General features: G+C 39.8%; 16 protein-coding genes. 4 read left to right on the plus strand and 12 right to left on the minus strand.

Going from position 1 to position 16774, the window contains the following annotated elements:
- Positions 1–7: 7 nt before the first annotated feature.
- Positions 8–712, minus strand: a complete 705-nt coding sequence (locus WAA20_RS15340; RefSeq protein ID WP_073388487.1) for an ABC transporter ATP-binding protein — start codon at positions 710–712, stop codon at positions 8–10.
- A gap of 292 nt (positions 713–1004) precedes the next feature.
- Between WAA20_RS15340 and WAA20_RS15345 the strand changes: the two genes are divergently transcribed.
- Complete coding sequence (locus WAA20_RS15345) at positions 1005–1259, plus strand: hypothetical protein (protein WP_073388489.1); 255 nt, start codon at positions 1005–1007, stop codon at positions 1257–1259.
- Between the two features lie 100 nt (positions 1260–1359).
- On the opposite strand, the gene WAA20_RS15350 is transcribed toward WAA20_RS15345, so the two are convergent.
- Positions 1360–1920 (minus strand): hypothetical protein, encoded by a 561-nt coding sequence (locus WAA20_RS15350; RefSeq protein WP_073388490.1) that lies wholly within the window; start codon positions 1918–1920, stop codon positions 1360–1362.
- Between the two features lie 18 nt (positions 1921–1938).
- Positions 1939–2220, minus strand: a complete 282-nt coding sequence (locus WAA20_RS15355; RefSeq protein WP_073388491.1) for a hypothetical protein — start codon at positions 2218–2220, stop codon at positions 1939–1941.
- Positions 2221–2681: 461 nt separating this feature from the next.
- Between WAA20_RS15355 and WAA20_RS15360 the strand changes: the two genes are divergently transcribed.
- Positions 2682–3557: a phosphoribosylaminoimidazolesuccinocarboxamide synthase gene (locus tag WAA20_RS15360; protein WP_073388493.1), complete on the plus strand. Its 876-nt coding sequence runs from the start codon at positions 2682–2684 to the stop codon at positions 3555–3557.
- Between the two features lie 176 nt (positions 3558–3733).
- Here the strand turns inward: WAA20_RS15360 and WAA20_RS15365 are convergent, their stop codons facing one another.
- A complete protein-coding gene (locus WAA20_RS15365; RefSeq protein WP_073388494.1) occupies positions 3734–6682 on the minus strand; it encodes an ABC transporter permease in 2949 nt (982 codons plus the stop codon).
- A complete protein-coding gene (locus WAA20_RS15370; RefSeq protein ID WP_073388495.1) occupies positions 6676–7383 on the minus strand; it encodes an ABC transporter ATP-binding protein in 708 nt (235 codons plus the stop codon). The genes WAA20_RS15365 and WAA20_RS15370 overlap by 7 nt, the downstream gene beginning before the upstream one ends.
- A 328-nt stretch (positions 7384–7711) precedes the next feature.
- On the opposite strand from WAA20_RS15370, the gene WAA20_RS15375 reads away from it, so the two are divergent.
- Positions 7712–9136: an amidophosphoribosyltransferase gene (locus WAA20_RS15375; RefSeq protein WP_073388497.1), complete on the plus strand. Its 1425-nt coding sequence runs from the start codon at positions 7712–7714 to the stop codon at positions 9134–9136.
- Positions 9137–9444: 308 nt separating this feature from the next.
- Here WAA20_RS15375 and WAA20_RS15380 read toward each other — a convergent pair whose 3' ends face one another.
- A complete protein-coding gene (locus WAA20_RS15380; protein ID WP_073388498.1) occupies positions 9445–11106 on the minus strand; it encodes an EAL domain-containing protein in 1662 nt (553 codons plus the stop codon).
- Between the two features lie 281 nt (positions 11107–11387).
- On the opposite strand from WAA20_RS15380, the gene WAA20_RS15385 reads away from it, so the two are divergent.
- A complete protein-coding gene (locus WAA20_RS15385) occupies positions 11388–11864 on the plus strand; it encodes a PH domain-containing protein (protein ID WP_073388500.1) in 477 nt (158 codons plus the stop codon).
- Between the two features lie 101 nt (positions 11865–11965).
- Here WAA20_RS15385 and WAA20_RS15390 read toward each other — a convergent pair whose 3' ends face one another.
- The 6 genes from WAA20_RS15390 to WAA20_RS15415 are packed head-to-tail and all read right to left on the minus strand — an operon-like array spanning position 11966 to position 16735.
- Positions 11966–13048, minus strand: coding sequence for a tetratricopeptide repeat protein (locus WAA20_RS15390; RefSeq protein ID WP_073388501.1), 1083 nt, complete (start codon positions 13046–13048; stop codon positions 11966–11968).
- Positions 13049–13091: 43 nt separating this feature from the next.
- Positions 13092–13466 carry a RidA family protein gene (locus tag WAA20_RS15395; protein WP_073388503.1) on the minus strand — a complete coding sequence of 125 codons (375 nt, stop codon included), beginning with the start codon at positions 13464–13466 and terminating at the stop codon, positions 13092–13094.
- A 36-nt stretch (positions 13467–13502) separates the two neighbouring features.
- Positions 13503–13757 carry a hypothetical protein gene (locus WAA20_RS15400; RefSeq protein WP_207649294.1) on the minus strand — a complete coding sequence of 85 codons (255 nt, stop codon included), beginning with the start codon at positions 13755–13757 and terminating at the stop codon, positions 13503–13505.
- Positions 13758–13766: 9 nt separating this feature from the next.
- Entirely contained in the window at positions 13767–15182 is a 1416-nt protein-coding gene (locus WAA20_RS15405) for a tetratricopeptide repeat protein (protein ID WP_073388505.1), read from the minus strand.
- Positions 15179–15352: a hypothetical protein gene (locus tag WAA20_RS15410; RefSeq protein ID WP_167562732.1), complete on the minus strand. Its 174-nt coding sequence runs from the start codon at positions 15350–15352 to the stop codon at positions 15179–15181. Before WAA20_RS15410 ends, WAA20_RS15405 begins: the two co-directional genes overlap by 4 nt.
- 6 nt (positions 15353–15358) lie before the next feature.
- A complete protein-coding gene (locus tag WAA20_RS15415; RefSeq protein ID WP_081373873.1) occupies positions 15359–16735 on the minus strand; it encodes a folylpolyglutamate synthase/dihydrofolate synthase family protein in 1377 nt (458 codons plus the stop codon).
- Between the last annotated feature and the right edge of the window lie 39 nt (positions 16736–16774).

Raw genomic sequence — 16774 nt, forward strand, 5'->3', positions numbered from 1 at the left:
TCCCCTTTTACCAATCAAGTTCTGATGCAGGGATTTTCTTTTCGTTCATGTCATTATGGCGCACAACGCCGTCACGAAGCTTTATGACATGATCAGCCATGTACTTGATCGCTTCGTTGTGAGTGACCATTATGATGGTACTTCCATACTTCTTGTTGCAGTCTTCGATAAGAGCCAGGATCTCTTTGGACGTCTTATAATCAAGAGCTCCTGTAGGCTCGTCGCACATGAGGATATCGGGATTCTTGACTACTGCTCTTCCTATTGAGACTCTCTGCTGCTGACCGCCTGATAACTGATTGGGATATTTGTATTTGTGGTCCTGAAGACCAAGAGTTGTAATTACTTCTTCGACGTCTAAGGGATCATCTGAAAGGTAAGCACCTACTTCGATATTCTCTTTGACATTAAGATTGGGGATAAGATTATACATTTGGAATACATATCCAAGGTGCTTGCGCCTGTACATTGTAAGCTGGTTTTCATTCATGTCTTCTAACTTGTCACCGCCTATGCTTACAAAGCCTTCATCAGGTGTATCAATGCCACCTATGATATTTAGAAGAGTTGATTTACCGGAACCGGATGGCCCAAGAAGTACGCAGAACTCACCTTTCCCGACAGTAAAGTTCATGCCTCTAAGTACTTCCTGCCGTGCTTCTCCTGTCCCAAAACTCTTTTTAAGATCTTTGATCTCTAGAAAATCTTTCATAACTTTTCTCCATTTCTGATCTGTTTTTATAAACAAATAGACATGAGAAAAGACTCTTTATTTAAAGCCCTTTTCTCACCGTCCCCCCTTGGTGTTAGCAAGAACTAACTCCTTCATTATAGTTAGCAAACTCTAACTTGTCAAAGGTTAACAAACTTTCGTTTTGCACCGATATAGGTTATGATGGTCTGATTTCTTGATCGATCACTGCATAATGGCCATACTTTATTGTATCCAAGTAACTTTTGACCCTGTGTCATAATATACCAATTGTTAACTCAAGGAGGTTTTTATGAGAGTTCTTTTCGCACCAGGAGTTGTTAGAGAAGTAGTAGCAGCAGAAGTTGTTCCTATGGATATCGGCGATGGCAAGATCATTGGTACTCAGGTTAACTTCACCCTTGCACCTTCAGGTGACAAGCTTGAGTATATCTATAGCCAGTCTGTTCCGATCGAAGAATCAGGTCAGCGTGCCATTGATTTTGTAAACGGCCTTTACGAAAAGGGATTTGCTGATTTTACAGCTGAACCTACCGAGGTTTTGTAATGGCTTACGTATAATATTCCTATCGCATCATATTTGTCTAATATAAAAGGATCTGCTATTTAGTCTAACTAAAAGGCAGATCCTTATTTTTTAAATCACTTTATGCTTCGCCGTAATTGGCAGTTTCTTTATCTATTATCATATCTTTAAGCTGAGGAAGTGCTTTTTGTGGCTCTTCTCTTAAAGCTACCATAAAAAGGTATGCACCAATAATAGTCATCTGCGTCATCTCCATAAGTTTTGCAGCGGTAAATCCTGCTGCCTTGACGCTTCTGAAACCGGGAGTTCCTTCTACTATCATGTTGTACATTTCCTGTACAAGATCATCGTAGCGGCTAAGCTTAGACCATATCTTTGAAGCCTGCTTGATCGGCATATCGCCGCTATAAAGAAGGCAGTCAACAATAGTTGACTGTATATACGAAGTCTCTGTCCAATCTCCCTTTTTACGAAAGGCATTTACTATCCTGATCATTTCATCAGGTTTATCCTTGATCAGTTTTACAACATCTTTGCCCGTAGGAATTTCGGACACAGGAAGCTCTGCAATAAAGCCGCTATCTAGCTCAAATCTGATATAATAGCGGTCCTGATATCGCAGTATAAGCTGATATTCACATGTATCATCCAGTAGATCGCTGCAGCTTGCGATAACTTCCACGGATAGCTCCTTTCTCCCTTATCCCTGCTGTTCCTCCTGCAATAACTTGATAGCACACATAGCTATTTTATAATAAGCTTCTCTTCCGGTATTCTGCTCTTTTTCTACAACTTCACGCAGATACTTCTCAGCGCCCTGGATCTGGTCACTTGTGTATCTGACTTCGTTATTATCGGTATGACAGTACAGAGTACCGGTAGCTTTATCATAACGTTCCATGATATCGCCATACTTGCTGTATTCCTTACCGAATGTCTTCTTATAAAGCTCATTTATAAGTACATCACGATTATCTGCCATACCCGCCTCCTATATTTTTATACGTTATAAAGTGTGTGTATTATTATTTTATCATGCATCTAATAAGTTTAAAAGGAATAAAAAAACCGGTGAGGATTCACCGGATCATTTTAGGGAGGAGGGCCATCTGATGGGGAGTCAGACAGCCCATTATGAAAAAGTTAAGTTATTGGTTGCTTCGGATCATTTATCGTCTTCCGATAATCTAATATTACATTAGGTTTATGACGTAATTATGAACACAAGGTTAATGATATGTGCTTTTTTGGCGAAACCGTTTTCGAAACATATTTTTTTTATAATGGAATTTAGATAAAGATGCACAATTTTTTGATTGAATGTTCAAATTATTTTTTACATCTAGAATGTTTACTTTTGAAAAGCGGGTGTACTATACTTGTACCGAAACATAAACAGGCAATTTATGCCAATAAATAAAGCAGATTAAGAGAGGTCATGAAATGAAGGAGTTTACACCTATTAAGGAAGGCAAAGTTCGTGAGATCTACGATACAGGGGACAATCTTATCATGGTTGCTACAGACCGTATCTCAGCTTTCGACGTAATTCTCAAAAACAAGGTTGTTAAAAAGGGTGCAGTTCTGACTCAGATGTCCAAGTTCTGGTTCGAGTATACATCTGATATAGTTGCCAATCACATGGTTAGCACAGATGTTAAGGATATGCCTGAATTTTTCAACCAGCCTCAGTTCACAGGTAACAGCATGCTCTGCAAGAAGCTTACTATGATCCCTGTTGAATGTATCGTTCGTGGTTATATCACAGGCAGCGGCTGGGAAAGCTACAAGAAAGACGGCACAGTTTGCGGAATCAAACTTCCTGAAGGTCTTAAGGAATGTGACAAGCTTCCTGAACCCATCTATACTCCTTCAACTAAAGCAGAGATCGGAGATCATGACGAAAATATAGATTTTGAAAGAAGCGTAGAAGTTCTTGAAAGAGACTTCCCTGGACATGGCAGAGACTACGCTGAGAAGATCCGTGATTACACAATCGCTCTTTACAAGAAGTGTGCTGATTATGCTCTTACAAGAGGCATCATCATCGCTGATACAAAGTTTGAGTTCGGTCTTGATGAAAATGGCAATGTTGTTCTTGCAGACGAAATGCTCACACCTGATTCAAGCCGTTTCTGGCCTCTTGAAGGTTACGAAGCAGGCCACTCACAGCCATCATTCGATAAGCAGTTCGTACGTGACTGGCTCAAGGCTAACCCAGACAGCGACTACAACCTTCCTCAGGATGTAATCGACAAGACAATCGAGAAGTACAAAGAAGCTTACAAACTCCTTACCGGCAAGGATCTTGAAGCTTAAGCTCAATATTTTTGCCACACATAAATATACTCATAGTATAAACATCATATACGATCACTAATAAAAAGTGTCAAAAGACAGGATCATACGACTCATCCAAGCATTAACTCTACCAGAAATCTGATCCTAATCTTTTGACACTTTTTTATTTCTTAACTGATCCACTGATCAATTATTTATTCTACCGACTTAAGGCTCTCAACCATATCAATCTTTTGTATAGAAAAATGTGCAATGATATTTACAAAGAGTGAAAATCCTACAGTAAGCCCCGCTGACAAAAGATAACTGCTAAGAGACACACTTCTTCCGAACATCATATAAGTATTTTCAACAGTACTCATAAGCCATACGATAAGCCATTTTCCCAAAGCAAGTCCAAACAAAATACCTGCAAGGGTCATAACAGTATTTTCCCTGTAAATATAACTGGTAGTCTCCTTGTCAGTAAATCCAAGGACTTTAAGGGTTGCCAGCTCTCTGACTCTTTCAGATATATTGATATTGGTCAGGTTATAAAGGACTATAAAAGCAAGAGCTGCTGCCGCAACTATGATGATTCCTACTGCAACGTTAACAGCGCTAAGTGAATCCCTGAACCTGTCCACGACAGAATTGATCCTGGTATAAGAAGATGCCCCTTCCATAGCTACAAGGCTTGAAGACAGATCATCGATCTGCTCATCTGTAGCATTCTCCGTATATTCGATAACAAACCTGTTATCCTTAAGGTCATCTTCTGTTATAGCGTCAAGATCATCAAAATCAAGATAGATGTAGTTATATACGTAATTTTCAACTATATCTGCAACTTCAATACTGACCACCGTATCATCAGACATTGTGATTTCTACAACGTCACCCTTTTTTAGATCATTAATATCTGCCATCTTTTCTGTAAAAAGACCTTTAATGTGACCATTAGCCTTATCTACCGTGCCTTCAGGTATTGTCACCTTGTCAGAATCTGTTCTATGAGCGATAGAAACAAATCTGGAAAAAGCGTCATAATCCTTAACTGCAACAATATATGTTCCAATAGGATTTTCTTCTCCAAAGGCAGATGAAGGCGTATCTGTAAATATAGCCATATGGTCAGCTACTATCGAAGATTTTCCTATCACCTCATCAATATCTTTTATATGGTCATATTCCGCATCCGTATTTACATCAAGATAAGCATCATAGTGCGTTACATCCACATACTGCTTGTCTATGACAGTATATATTGAATCATAAAGGCCAAATCCAACTACCAAAAGAGATGTACAGCCTGCTATACCGATAACTGTCATCCAGAATCTTTGTTTATATCTGAAAAGATTCCTGCAGGATACTTTGGATGTGAACTTGAGCCTGTTCCATATAAAGCCTATTTTTTCCAAAAATACTCTCTTACCGGCCTTTGGAGCTCGCGGCCTCATAAGAGTTGCAGGACGTGCCTGGAGCTCAACCCTGCTTGAAAGGTAGGCGGTACCTGTAACCGCTACAACTGCTACTCCTACTGAGAAAAGATATACCTCAGGCTGTAATATGATCTGAAAATCCGGAAGGGTATACTGTCCCTTCCAAGCTTCAAAGCATAGAATCGGAAGAACAGTATTTCCCCAAAGAAGTCCAATGATTCCGCCGGTGAAGCTTGCAAGAAATGCATAGCCTATATATTTGATAGATATCATGCTATAGCCATAGCCAAGTGCCTTTAGCGCTCCAATTTCGCCCCTGTGGTCTTCTACCATTCTGGTCATGGAAGTAAGGCACGAAAGGGCAGCTACCAGATAGAAGATAACAGGGAATACATTGGCAAGGTCTCCCATCTTCTCTGCATCCTGCTTATAGCTCATATATCCTGTATTAGCGCTTCTTGAAAGGACATATGACTTACCCTTATCCATGTCGTCAATCTCACGCTGGGCATCATCGATTTTCAACTGTGCTTCGTCTATCTTACTCTGGGCTTCTTCTATATCTTTCCAGCCTTCGTCGATGTCAGCCTGATTATCATCTATCTCTTTTTGCATTTCATCAAGATCTATCTGTTCGCCGGAAGCTCCTGCCATGCCGTCATAAGCTCCGTTTTGAGCATCATATGCGCCGGCCTGCGCCATTTCCATAGCTGCCTTTGCATTTTCAAGTTCTTCTTTTGCTTTATCCAGCTCTTCCTGACCGCTTTCGAGCTCTTCTTTCGCATCTTCGATCTCTTTTTTGGCATCATCAAGCTTAGAGATAGCATCGTCGAGCTCGCCTTGCGCTGTATCATGCAGATAGTCATATCTTGACCTTACAAGGCTGTCTGCAAAATCCTCCATGCCTTTGGCATAGTTCTTGGTATAATCTTCATATTCAGAAGTGTAAGCCTGCATATTCCGGGTTTTATCAAGAAGAATATAAATCGCTGTATAGTAATCCCAGTCAAATTCGCTCTCAGGAACATATACAAACGCTGAGATCGTGCCTGTACCTATGCTTGACGTTCCCCTGTCAACTGATACATAAAGAGGGCTGTCAGCTATTCCGACTATTGTATAGGTATAGTCATTGAGTTTTGTTGATGCTATATCAATATCTATATCTTCTACTATCTCGTCTTCGTCCGTTTCAGCAGTGTCATTCTCAGCATTTTCAATATTCGAGTTTTTTACCTCATCCTGATCTTTATCATCATCCGAATCTTCTTCATTATCCGGATCATACAAAGTAATGACATCGCCAACCTTTAAACCAAGCTTATCTACAAGAAGTGAATCGATAACGCATTCGCCGTTCTTAGTAGCAAGTCTGCCCTCTTTCAGATATAAGAGATTGATATTTTCAGGCATGGAAAAAACAGATACTACAAGATTATCAATCTGCAGATCTGTCTGCCTTGACCCTTCAGCATAAAGCACGCCGTCATAGGAAGCGACCTTTTCAAGATCATCTTCCATAAAGCCAAGTGTCGATATAAGACGGATATCCATAAGTTTTTTCTCTTCATAATACTTTGAAGCCGTATGCTTCATATCAGGTGATGTTGTACGAAGTCCTGTAAAAAAAGCTACAGCGATCATTACAAGGAGAAGGAGCGATATGAATCTTTTCCGTGACTTTTGAACCTCTCTAAATGCATCAGTTATAATTACCATTCAATATCCTCGATATCAGTAGGATTTGGATTTTCATCAATTCTGTCTGCCTTACCGTTTCTGATATGAATAACTCTATCAGCCATGGGACATATAGCTGAGTTATGGGTTATAACAACTACCGTGATCCCCTTTTTCCTTGCCATATCCTGAAGTATCTTAAGGATCTGCTTACCGGTAACATAGTCAAGTGCACCTGTTGGTTCATCGCAAAGGAGAATCTTGGGGTTCTTGGCAATTGCACGGGCTATAGCCACTCTTTGCTGCTCACCTCCTGAAAGCTGTGCCGGGAAGTTATTAACCCTGTGAGAAAGACCCACTATATCAAGAGCATCCAGTGCGTCCATAGGATCTTTACAGATCTGGGCAGCAAGCTCTACATTTTCCTTAGCTGTAAGGTTCTGGATAAGGTTATAGAACTGAAATACAAAGCCAATATCATACCGGCGGTACATGGTAAGCTGCTTCCTGTTAAAGTCGCTTACAAGTACGTCATCAACCACGATCGTCCCTGACGTACATACATCCATGCCTCCAAGCATGTTAAGTACAGTTGTCTTACCTGCACCGGAAGGACCAACTATGATAGTGAATTTACCTTTATCTATAGTAAAATCAGCTCCATCTACGGCTTTAATAGGAACTTCACCCATGTTGTACTGCTTCACAACATTTTCAAACCTGATATAACTGTTATCCATTATGCATTCCCTCTCTGAACAATCGTAAGATGATCCTCTTCTTTTTTCGGTTTATTGACATTAATTTATAACATTTCAGATTTCATATTTTTATTTTATTTTCCATCAACTGTTACGCCAACATTTAAACTCGCTTTTCTTTAGAAATTTTTCCATAAATTCACGTAATAATAGCCTGTTTTTATGCAACTATACAAAATATTAATTTTGTAGATACGTATGACTTTTTTCATGTTATTATTGTCATGGCAAAAAGTTTGACTGAATGTTCAAACTATAAAAACAAACGGGCAGTAAATCCCTATTTTTATTAAGGAAAGAGGCATACATGGGTGGTTTTTTCGGATTAGCATCACACAGCGATGCAGTTTTTGATCTTTTCTACGGAACAGATTATCATTCCCATCTGGGAACAAGACGCGCAGGCCTTGCTGTATATGACAGTGAAAAGGGTTTTGACCGCGCAATTCACAACATCGAATCTTCAAATTTCCGTCCGAAATTTGACAAAGATATCCTTAATATGAAAGGAAATCTTGGAATAGGCTGTATTTCAGACTTCGAACCTCAGCCTCTTATCGTTCGTTCCCATCACGGAACATATGCAATCACAACAGTTGGCAGAATCAATAACGTAGACGAGCTTACAGACAAGTTATTTGAAAATAACCGCTCCCACTTCCTTGAAATGAGCGGCGGAGATGTAAATCCTACAGAGCTTGTAGCTTCTCTTATCAACCAGCAGGATACGATCGTAGACGGTATCCGTTATGCTCAGGATATGATCAAGGGTTCTATCACTCTCCTTCTTATGACCAAAGACGGAATCTACGCAGCCCGCGATAAGTTCGGCCGTACTCCCGTACAGATCGGTCACAAAGAAGACGCTTACTGCGCATGCTTTGAAAGCTTTTCATATCTTAACCTTGGATATGAGCCATATAAAGAACTCGGACCAGGCGAAGTTGTCTTCATGACAGCTGATGGTGTAGAAACTCTTGTAGCACCTCAAAAAGAAATGAAGATCTGTACATTCCTTTGGATCTACTACGGTTTCCCTGCAGCATCTTATGAAGGTCTTAATGTTGAGCAGGCAAGATATAACTGTGGTTTCAAGCTTGCAGAAAGAGATATGAAGCGTGAAAACGTTCATCCTGATCTCATCGCAGGTGTTCCGGATTCAGGTGTAGCTCATGCTATTGGCTACTCTAACAGATCCGGTGTTCCTTACGGACGTCCTTTTGTAAAATATACACCTACATGGCCGAGATCCTTTATGCCTACTATCCAGTCAAGGCGTAATCTCATCGCCAAGATGAAGCTTATTCCGATCCAGGATCTTATTAAAGATAAGAAGCTTCTCCTTATCGATGACTCTATCGTAAGAGGAACTCAGCTTCGCGAGACTACAGAATACCTGTACGACAAGGGGGCAAAAGAGGTACATATCCGTCCTGCATGTCCTCCGCTTGTATTCGGATGTCCTTACATCAGTTTCTCAAGATCCAATTCTGACAGAGAGCTCATCACAAGACGAGTTATCGAGCAGCTCGAAGGATGCGCTAATCCTTCAAGAGAAGCTCTTGATAAATATACTGATCCTGATTCAGAACAGTATGCAGCAATGCTTGAAGAGATCAGAAAGCAGCTCAACTTCACAACACTTCACTATCACAGACTTGATGATATGATCGAAGGACTTGGAATCGAGCCATGCAAGCTCTGCACATACTGCTGGAACGGACAGGGCTGATATATCGCCCATACAGGATAAGGGCAGTTAATAAAAGATTTTGGGGGCATGAAAATTATATAAAATTCAAGGCATAATAGATGGAGATTTATATTCCTAGGGTTTGAAACTCGCTACGCTCAAACAGTCAAACCCTAAGCAGGAATATAAAACTCCATCTATTAAGCTCTTGAATTTAATATAATTTTCAAAGCCCCCAAAATCTTTTATTAACTGCCCTTATCCTGTATATTCAAGTTATTGATTTTATATAAATAATAAAACTTCCTTACCCATATTTTATGAATAAGGAAGTTCTAATTTTTTTATCAATTTGCATGATATAACGGAAGCTTCTTGAGGTCCTCGATCTTAACAGGCTTTGAGTAGTAATATCCCTGGAAGGAATCTGCGGGGAACTTGTCTCTTACGAAACCTAGCATCTCTGCGTTCTCGATACCTGTAAGGGCAACATGTACGTTCATGTTGTGGGCGAAGCCTGACATTGCTTCTACTATGTACTGGTTAACAAGATTCTTGTCTATGTCTCTTAAAAATCTTCTGTCAACCTTGATAAGGTCGATTGGAAGGAGTCTAAGAAGATCAAGTGAACTGAAATCTTCTACATCAAGAGCTATCTGGCTTCCGAGTGACTTCATAAAGTCTACCTGACTCTTAAGGTGCTCTCTACTCATGTCACGACAGCGTTTTGTAAGTTCAAGCGTAAGATTCTTTACAGGGAATCTTGTACGTCTTAAGAGTTCCATGAGAGATGTTCTGAACTCACTTCTTTCAAGCTGCATGAATGTAAGGTTTATGTTGAGCATGAAATCAGGGAATACTGCTACGATTCCTCTTGTTTCATTAAATGCCTGTTCAAGGATCCAGTTACCAAGTTCGAAGAATACGCTATCATTTTCCAAAAGAGGAATGAAGGTATCAGGCATTACTTCGCCATACTTCTCACTCTTCCAACGTATAAGAACCTCTGCACCTATCATGTGATTATCTTTTGAAGATACGATAGGCTGATAAACGAGATAGAAGCCTTCGCATCTGTTCATGATATCTGCACGGATCGCATCAAGAAGCTCGATACGTCTTGCGTTCTGTTCCTGATGTTCGTTATGGTATACAACAAGTCCGCCATGATTGATATCCTTGGATACATCAAGAGCATATTTAGCACTTGTATATATGGTATGCTCATCAAGAGCAAAGTTCTCAACAACTACAATACCACCTGCGATGCTTACAGGAACTCTTGTACCTGCAACATAGAAAGCCGTCTTAAGCTGCTCACGCATTCTTGAATACAGCCGTCTTACTTCATCAAGAGAAAGAGAACCTGTTACTGCAACAAGGCTGGTTCCATCTCCTCTGTATATCTTTCCATCATTTTTTACAAGATTGGAAAACAGTTCTGCCTGTGCTCTTAACAGCTGATTACCAAAAGAATAACCGTATGTACGGTTAATATCATCAAATCTTATGGTATCGATTATGAGAACAACAGATTTCTGTTTACGATCACGTCTTTGACGAAGCTCATTAAAGAGCTGATACTGATTGTCTGTATCAGTGATCGGATCTCTGTTTGAAACTATTCCGTGATTGGTGATGAAGAATGCAAGATAGGCAGGTCTTCCTGAATAATCCTTGATTATTGTTCCTTTACTGGAGCAGGCAACGTATTCACCATTCTTGTCCATGGCACGATATTCCATGGGGGCTTCCTGATTAATACCTGCTATCATTGCTGTGATACGCTGTTCATAGTTCTTACGGTCATCCGGATGAATGCGCTTATGCCAGTCATCATCAGCATTCTCTATATATTCTCCTGAGAGTCCAAAGAATTCTACAGCGTTGGTAGACCACCTTGCATAGTGGTTGAAGATATCATACACAACAGCATATCGGCTCTTAGATACAACAACAAAGGTATCAAATATCCTGCTTATTGTGTCATTAAGTCCGGTCCTGGCCATATTTCCTCCCTATACGGCGTTATATTTACTCCCCAGCCGTACAAAAACTAGATATTTTTGGAACACGCTATTAAATATAGTATCGCATTTATATTTTATGCCATTACATAAAAAAATGCCATTATTTTGGATAATTTCGTTTAATTTCTACATTTTGCCCTATTTATGTTACAACATTCCGTCACCGTTCCCACAAGTAACCCAATTTGTGTTCGCTTTACTTTTGCAATTTTTTCGCTTATTATAAGTTAAATACATTCAAAAAACATAGGAGGAATACTATGCCAGAGCCAATTATTGAATCAAGCTCATCTCTTACATCGAAAGGAAATCTTGTATTCAAGGAGACAACACGTCTGCGTTTTTTTGGTATTCCGTGGCCTTTCACTCATTATCAGATCTACGAAAATGACCTTGTTGTGATCAAGGGTCTTCTTAATCTCAACGAAGATGACTGCTATCTGTACAAGATTGCTGATGTAAGCATTAAGCGTACTCTCTTACAGAGAATATTTGGACTTTCAACCATCACCTGCTTTGTTGCATCAGATGCTTCAGGAGATCAGATCGTACTTAAGAACATCAAACACGGAAGCCAGATCAAAGATTTCCTTCTTTCACAGTCAGAAGCCTGCAGACTTCGCCGCAGAACTGTTACAACTCAGAATCTTAGTTATCATGATGGTCCTCATCACTTTGATGACATGCACGGTGTCGATCTTAATCATGATGGAATACCGGATGAGTTCCAGCACTAAAAGGTAGATCATTCGAACCAGTCTAAATCATTTCAACAACTAAGAAAAAATCAAAGCCAATGCTTCTTATATTGAAAGCATTGGCTTTTTTACTTATCAGATCATCCGATCCTTGTAGATATAAATATCGCTTCTCTCTTAGCCTCTTCATCATCAGGATAAAGAGAAAGATACTTGTTCATAAGAGTATTTGCAGATTCAAAATCACCCGTATACTCATATGCTGTGATCTCATTTCGAAGAAGTGCCTTATTCTCATTAGGATCATCAAGGGCAAGACCTGCTTCAAAATCACTAATGGCCATATTGTAGTAGCTGACATCATTGTATGCTTCGGCCATCTGCATTTCGCAAAGGCCCAGTCTGTTATAGATCTCAGCATGCTCACCTGTTTCTTCAAGATATGATCTGTATACGCTTATAGCGTAGTTGAAATCGCCCTGTTTTTCACCTGTCTGTCCCAGAAGAAGGATGATCGGTGATTTATCAGCTTCGCTCTTTTCATTACGTGCAAGCTCAAGGTAGTTCTGAGCCTGCGCATTATTACCAAGATAAAAAGAAATCTGGCCAAGTTCATAATTGGTCATATGGCTTGGATCCCATACACCTTCAAGGATCTCAAGGCCCTCTTCTCCATATCCCTTTGCAGCAAGAAGCTGGTATATCTCGATTATCCTGTCATAGCCCTTGGAATCAAGCTTCATGACCTGGCTGAAGTCTTCCATTGCCTTATCATGATTGCCCTGCTCAAGGTAGCAGACTCCGCGCATATATATAGCATTCTTATCATTACTACGAAGATTAAGAATAGCATTATATACATTTACAGCATCTGCATAATCACCGTTCAGATAATAGGCCTTGGCAAGATAGAAGTTGGTATCAAAATCAACATCATGAATAATGCCATTACCTGAAGAAAGAGACGTCTTAAAATATTCAATTGCCTTATCATAGTCGCCAAGCTCTAAACTGCATATTCCAAGTGCTCTGTAGCAGTCATGTTCATCAGCACCTTTTTCCAGAGCTTTTTCAAGCGTATCTTTGGCGCTCGCATAATCATGATCCTGAATATATTTTATTCCGGATTCAAGAAGATTATCTGTTTCCGATGATGAACATCCACTAAGTCCCATCATCGCTACCAGGCCTATAACAAGCAGAATTTTCTTTTGTCCCCTCATCCTGAGCATTTCCCCCGAGTATTATTGACAATCACCAAAAAGGTTATTTAAGGTACGCAATGATCTCAACTTCACAAAGTACATTCTTAGGAAGCTGTTTAACAGCAACGCAGCTTCTTGCAGGTTTTCCAGTAAAATACTTCTCATATACGCCGTTAAAATCAGCAAAGTCTCCCATATCAGAAAGGAAACAGCTTGTCTTAACTACATGTTCATAATCAGTTCCTGCAGCCTTTAAGATCTCACCGATGTTACGGCATACGAGATCTGTCTGAGCTTTGATATCTTCGCCTTCGATCTCACCTGTTGCAGGATTGATCGGGATCTGACCTGAAGCATAAAGGAAATCACCGGCGATAATACCCTGTGAATATGGTCCGATAGCAGCCGGAGCTTTGTCTGTAGATACTTTTTTCATAATAACTTCCTCCTTAATGATACTATTAATATTGCTTTAAAAAACGGATTTATTATCCTGTTCTTCAAATACTGCTGTAACGTAGAAGCCTCTTGAATTCTCTTCTACCTTGGTAACTTTTCCTTCTCTTGCAAGCATCCTCTGATTAAAAGGATAGTTGCCACTCATGGCAAGAGCAGGGTCTATCGTATAATAATAATTACTTGGAAGAACGCCCTCTGTTACTGTAATATTGTCCCCTTCTTTTAAAAGACCCGGGCGCTCCATCTTGAATTCCATTACTCGTTCCATAACACTTCTCTATTCATCCAGATTATTGATCTCTGCGATCTTGGTCTCTGCATTACTTGCATACTTGGTATCAGGGAATAAGGATTTTACATCATTGTAAGCCTTTTTGGCTTTATCGTAATCTCCGTTTTCATAATATGCATTGCCAAGGAAGTACAGAGCCGGTTCATTGGTATTATCATAACCAAAGGATTTTGAAAGACACTCAATAGCTGTATCATACTCCTGTGAAGTATATGCTTTATATCCAAGCTTATAGTAATAATCTCCAAGCGAAGGACCTACAAGCTCTATCATGGAAGCATATAAAGTCTTGAAGTCTTCAGAAGCTGTGCTTCCCAGCTTATCCATGTCTACAAGATCCATATGCTCAGCTATACTTTTTATATCATTTGGCGTCTTTACGTATATATCAACTGCCGCCATAAGTTCATTCATTGCTTCAACTGTGACGTCTTTTTCTGAATATGAATCTATGGTAGCCTGAAGATCTTCTATCTGCTTGTTAAGGTCATCAACTGTGCCCTGATTTTCCTGCAGCTGTGATGATTTCAGATCGCCTTCCTCACTGATAGCTGCGATCCTGGCACTTGCTTCATCATTGATCTCCTGTATCTTGGCAGGAAGGATAAGGAATACTCCGGCCAGAAGACCAAGGGCAAGTCCTATAAGTACGCTGATCAATGAGACTGTACCCTTAGGCTGCATGCTGTGTACAGGCTGGATAATAGTATCATTACCGCTTCTGTACTCAATAACATCGCCGGCTTCAGTTCTTTCTTTTACAGTCTTATCATCGTCATCATCAGGAGAAAGCATCTTTTCTGCTTCCTGAAGATAAAAACGTGTCTTTGTACTTCCGTTATCTATGCGAAGAGCTCTTGTAAGCTCTTTTTTCGCTTTAGAATATGAGCCATTATTCAGATACAAAAGTCCAAGAAGCTGATGAGCTGCAAGGAAATTAGGATTGGACTGAAGTATCTTTTTGAGCTGTATTACTGCAAGATCAAGACTGCCTTCTTCGCAGTATCTTAGTGCCACATTGTATTTTCTGACTGACTGGTTCACAACATCGAGGTGAGTCGGATTATTACGAAGCTCCTCCATGTAATCATCTGCACTATTATCTGTCGTCTGAAGGTTCTTACTTATAACCCATTCACACAGAGCCGGAACCACTTCACCGATCTCATAATATACAAGTCCCAGAAGGTTTCTTGCCTCTATGTTGTTCTTATTGAGTTTTATACTGTGCTGAAGAGAATTGATCGCACCGGAAAGGTTCCTGACGGTAGCCTTTTGAAGGCCATCATTATAATAAACATTGGAAAGGCTGATAACCTTTTTGTACAAGGCTACATTCTCACCACATTCCGGACAGAACTCGCTCTCAGTCAGCGTACTTCCGCATCTGTAGCAAATCATATCGTGCCTCGTCCACCTTTTGATTTTTTAGGAGCATTTTCAGCTTCTTTCATAAGTTTAACAAGGATATCCGCCATATCATCAAGATCCTGATTATGGATCAGTTCCTCAGCATCTACGATTTCCAGACTGGGGCGAAATTTTTTTATTTCTTCTTCGAAATTTATCATAGTTTATTATTCACTCTTTTCTTTGAGCTGGCCGGCTAGATATAAGGAACCGGCCGCAAAGATCAAATCATTGTTTTGTCGTATCGAATAAATATAAGCGACCGCATCATCAACGCTGTCATAAAATGATACATTGTCAAAAGATGAAAATGCATCCTTAAGACTTTCCATGTCAAGTGACCTTCCCGTCCTGAGGCATGCAACTGCGATCTTATCAAATATCTTACTGTTTTCGATCATGGAAGCCATCTCAAAATACTGTTTATCAGAAACAGCGCCAAACAAAAGGATTTTATTACCTTTATTTTCAATCTCTCCGGCGCTTTTCAAAAAAGCTTCCATTCCATCAGTGTTGTGTGCTCCATCGACTATAAATCCCGGTCTTATCTCTTCCATTCTGCAAGGCCAAAGGGCTTTATTTAACCCTGTTTTAATATTGTCAAAAGATATCCGGATATCCCCAAGATCACTGATCTCTTCGATGCAGCTTATGGCCAGCGCAGCGTTCTGAGTCTGATATGTAGCAGCTGTGCGCAGACATAGTCCAACATAATTATAATACTCAGAATCAAAGCAAAAATCAACGTACTTATTGCCCCCGTCATCTTCCAAAAGCTTCACATTACTGATGTTTGCTTCAGTTATACAGCGTATCTTTGCCTGCTTTTTTTGAGCAGTATCTGTGATCACTTTTGTGGTCTCTTTTCTTTTGTCAAAAAATATTACAGGAACTTTTTCTTTGATGATCCCGGCCTTATGTGCTGCAATTTCCTCGTAAGAATCGCCAAGATACTGCATGTGATCAAAGCCTATCTCCGTGATCACACACGCAAGAGGCTTTTCTATTACGTTAGTAACATCAAGAAGGCCTCCAAGCCCTGTTTCAAGTACAAGATAGTCTATAGCGCTATCTTTATATATATCCATAGCCATAAAGAACAGATATTCGAAATATGAAGGAAAGAAATCACCTCTGCCTTCTTCTGTCTTTTGATATTTTTCAATCTCATCAAGTATATTCAGAAATGATGCTATAAAAACATCATCCGATATATCATTTCCATTAATCTTAAATCTTTCCGTTACCTTCACAAGATGGGGAGATGTGAACATTCCGACATGAAAGCCTGTCTGAACAAGTATTGATGAAAGATAATTACAAACAGAGCCTTTACCGTTGGTACCTGCAACATGAATTATCTTCATATTCCTGTCAGGTCTTCCCATAATTTCAAGGAAAGAGGCATTATCGCTAACAGAGTGCTTAGTTGTTAACGATGGGAGCATATTGAGAAATTCATCGCACACGTCAAGGTTAAGCTTATTTTCTTTATGTAATTTTTTTATACAAATAATATTCTCATCTAAATTGTTATCTGTCATAATGATCTGTCTCTACCGTTAATATCAAGGATCAATCTC

It is taken from the genome of Butyrivibrio fibrisolvens (assembly GCF_037113525.1).
Lineage (GTDB): Bacteria > Bacillota > Clostridia > Lachnospirales > Lachnospiraceae > Butyrivibrio > Butyrivibrio fibrisolvens.

Bases quoted from the DNA above. Each gene is read 5' to 3' on its own strand.
- WAA20_RS15340 (WP_073388487.1), bottom strand. From the start codon at position 712: ATGAAAGATTTTCTAGAGATCAAAGATCTTAAAAAGAGTTTTGGGACA.
- WAA20_RS15345 (WP_073388489.1), top strand. From the start codon at position 1,005: ATGAGAGTTCTTTTCGCACCAGGAGTTGTTAGAGAAGTAGTAGCAGCA.
- WAA20_RS15355 (WP_073388491.1), bottom strand. From the start codon at position 2,220: ATGGCAGATAATCGTGATGTACTTATAAATGAGCTTTATAAGAAGACA.
- WAA20_RS15360 (WP_073388493.1), top strand. From the start codon at position 2,682: ATGAAGGAGTTTACACCTATTAAGGAAGGCAAAGTTCGTGAGATCTAC.
- WAA20_RS15365 (WP_073388494.1), bottom strand. From the start codon at position 6,682: ATGGTAATTATAACTGATGCATTTAGAGAGGTTCAAAAGTCACGGAAA.
- WAA20_RS15370 (WP_073388495.1), bottom strand. From the start codon at position 7,383: ATGGATAACAGTTATATCAGGTTTGAAAATGTTGTGAAGCAGTACAAC.
- WAA20_RS15375 (WP_073388497.1), top strand. From the start codon at position 7,712: ATGGGTGGTTTTTTCGGATTAGCATCACACAGCGATGCAGTTTTTGAT.
- WAA20_RS15380 (WP_073388498.1), bottom strand. From the start codon at position 11,106: ATGGCCAGGACCGGACTTAATGACACAATAAGCAGGATATTTGATACC.
- WAA20_RS15385 (WP_073388500.1), top strand. From the start codon at position 11,388: ATGCCAGAGCCAATTATTGAATCAAGCTCATCTCTTACATCGAAAGGA.
- WAA20_RS15390 (WP_073388501.1), bottom strand. From the start codon at position 13,048: ATGAGGGGACAAAAGAAAATTCTGCTTGTTATAGGCCTGGTAGCGATG.
- WAA20_RS15395 (WP_073388503.1), bottom strand. From the start codon at position 13,466: ATGAAAAAAGTATCTACAGACAAAGCTCCGGCTGCTATCGGACCATAT.
- WAA20_RS15400 (WP_207649294.1), bottom strand. From the start codon at position 13,757: ATGGAACGAGTAATGGAATTCAAGATGGAGCGCCCGGGTCTTTTAAAA.
- WAA20_RS15405 (WP_073388505.1), bottom strand. From the start codon at position 15,182: ATGATTTGCTACAGATGCGGAAGTACGCTGACTGAGAGCGAGTTCTGT.
- WAA20_RS15410 (WP_167562732.1), bottom strand. From the start codon at position 15,352: ATGATAAATTTCGAAGAAGAAATAAAAAAATTTCGCCCCAGTCTGGAA.
- WAA20_RS15415 (WP_081373873.1), bottom strand. From the start codon at position 16,735: ATGACAGATAACAATTTAGATGAGAATATTATTTGTATAAAAAAATTA.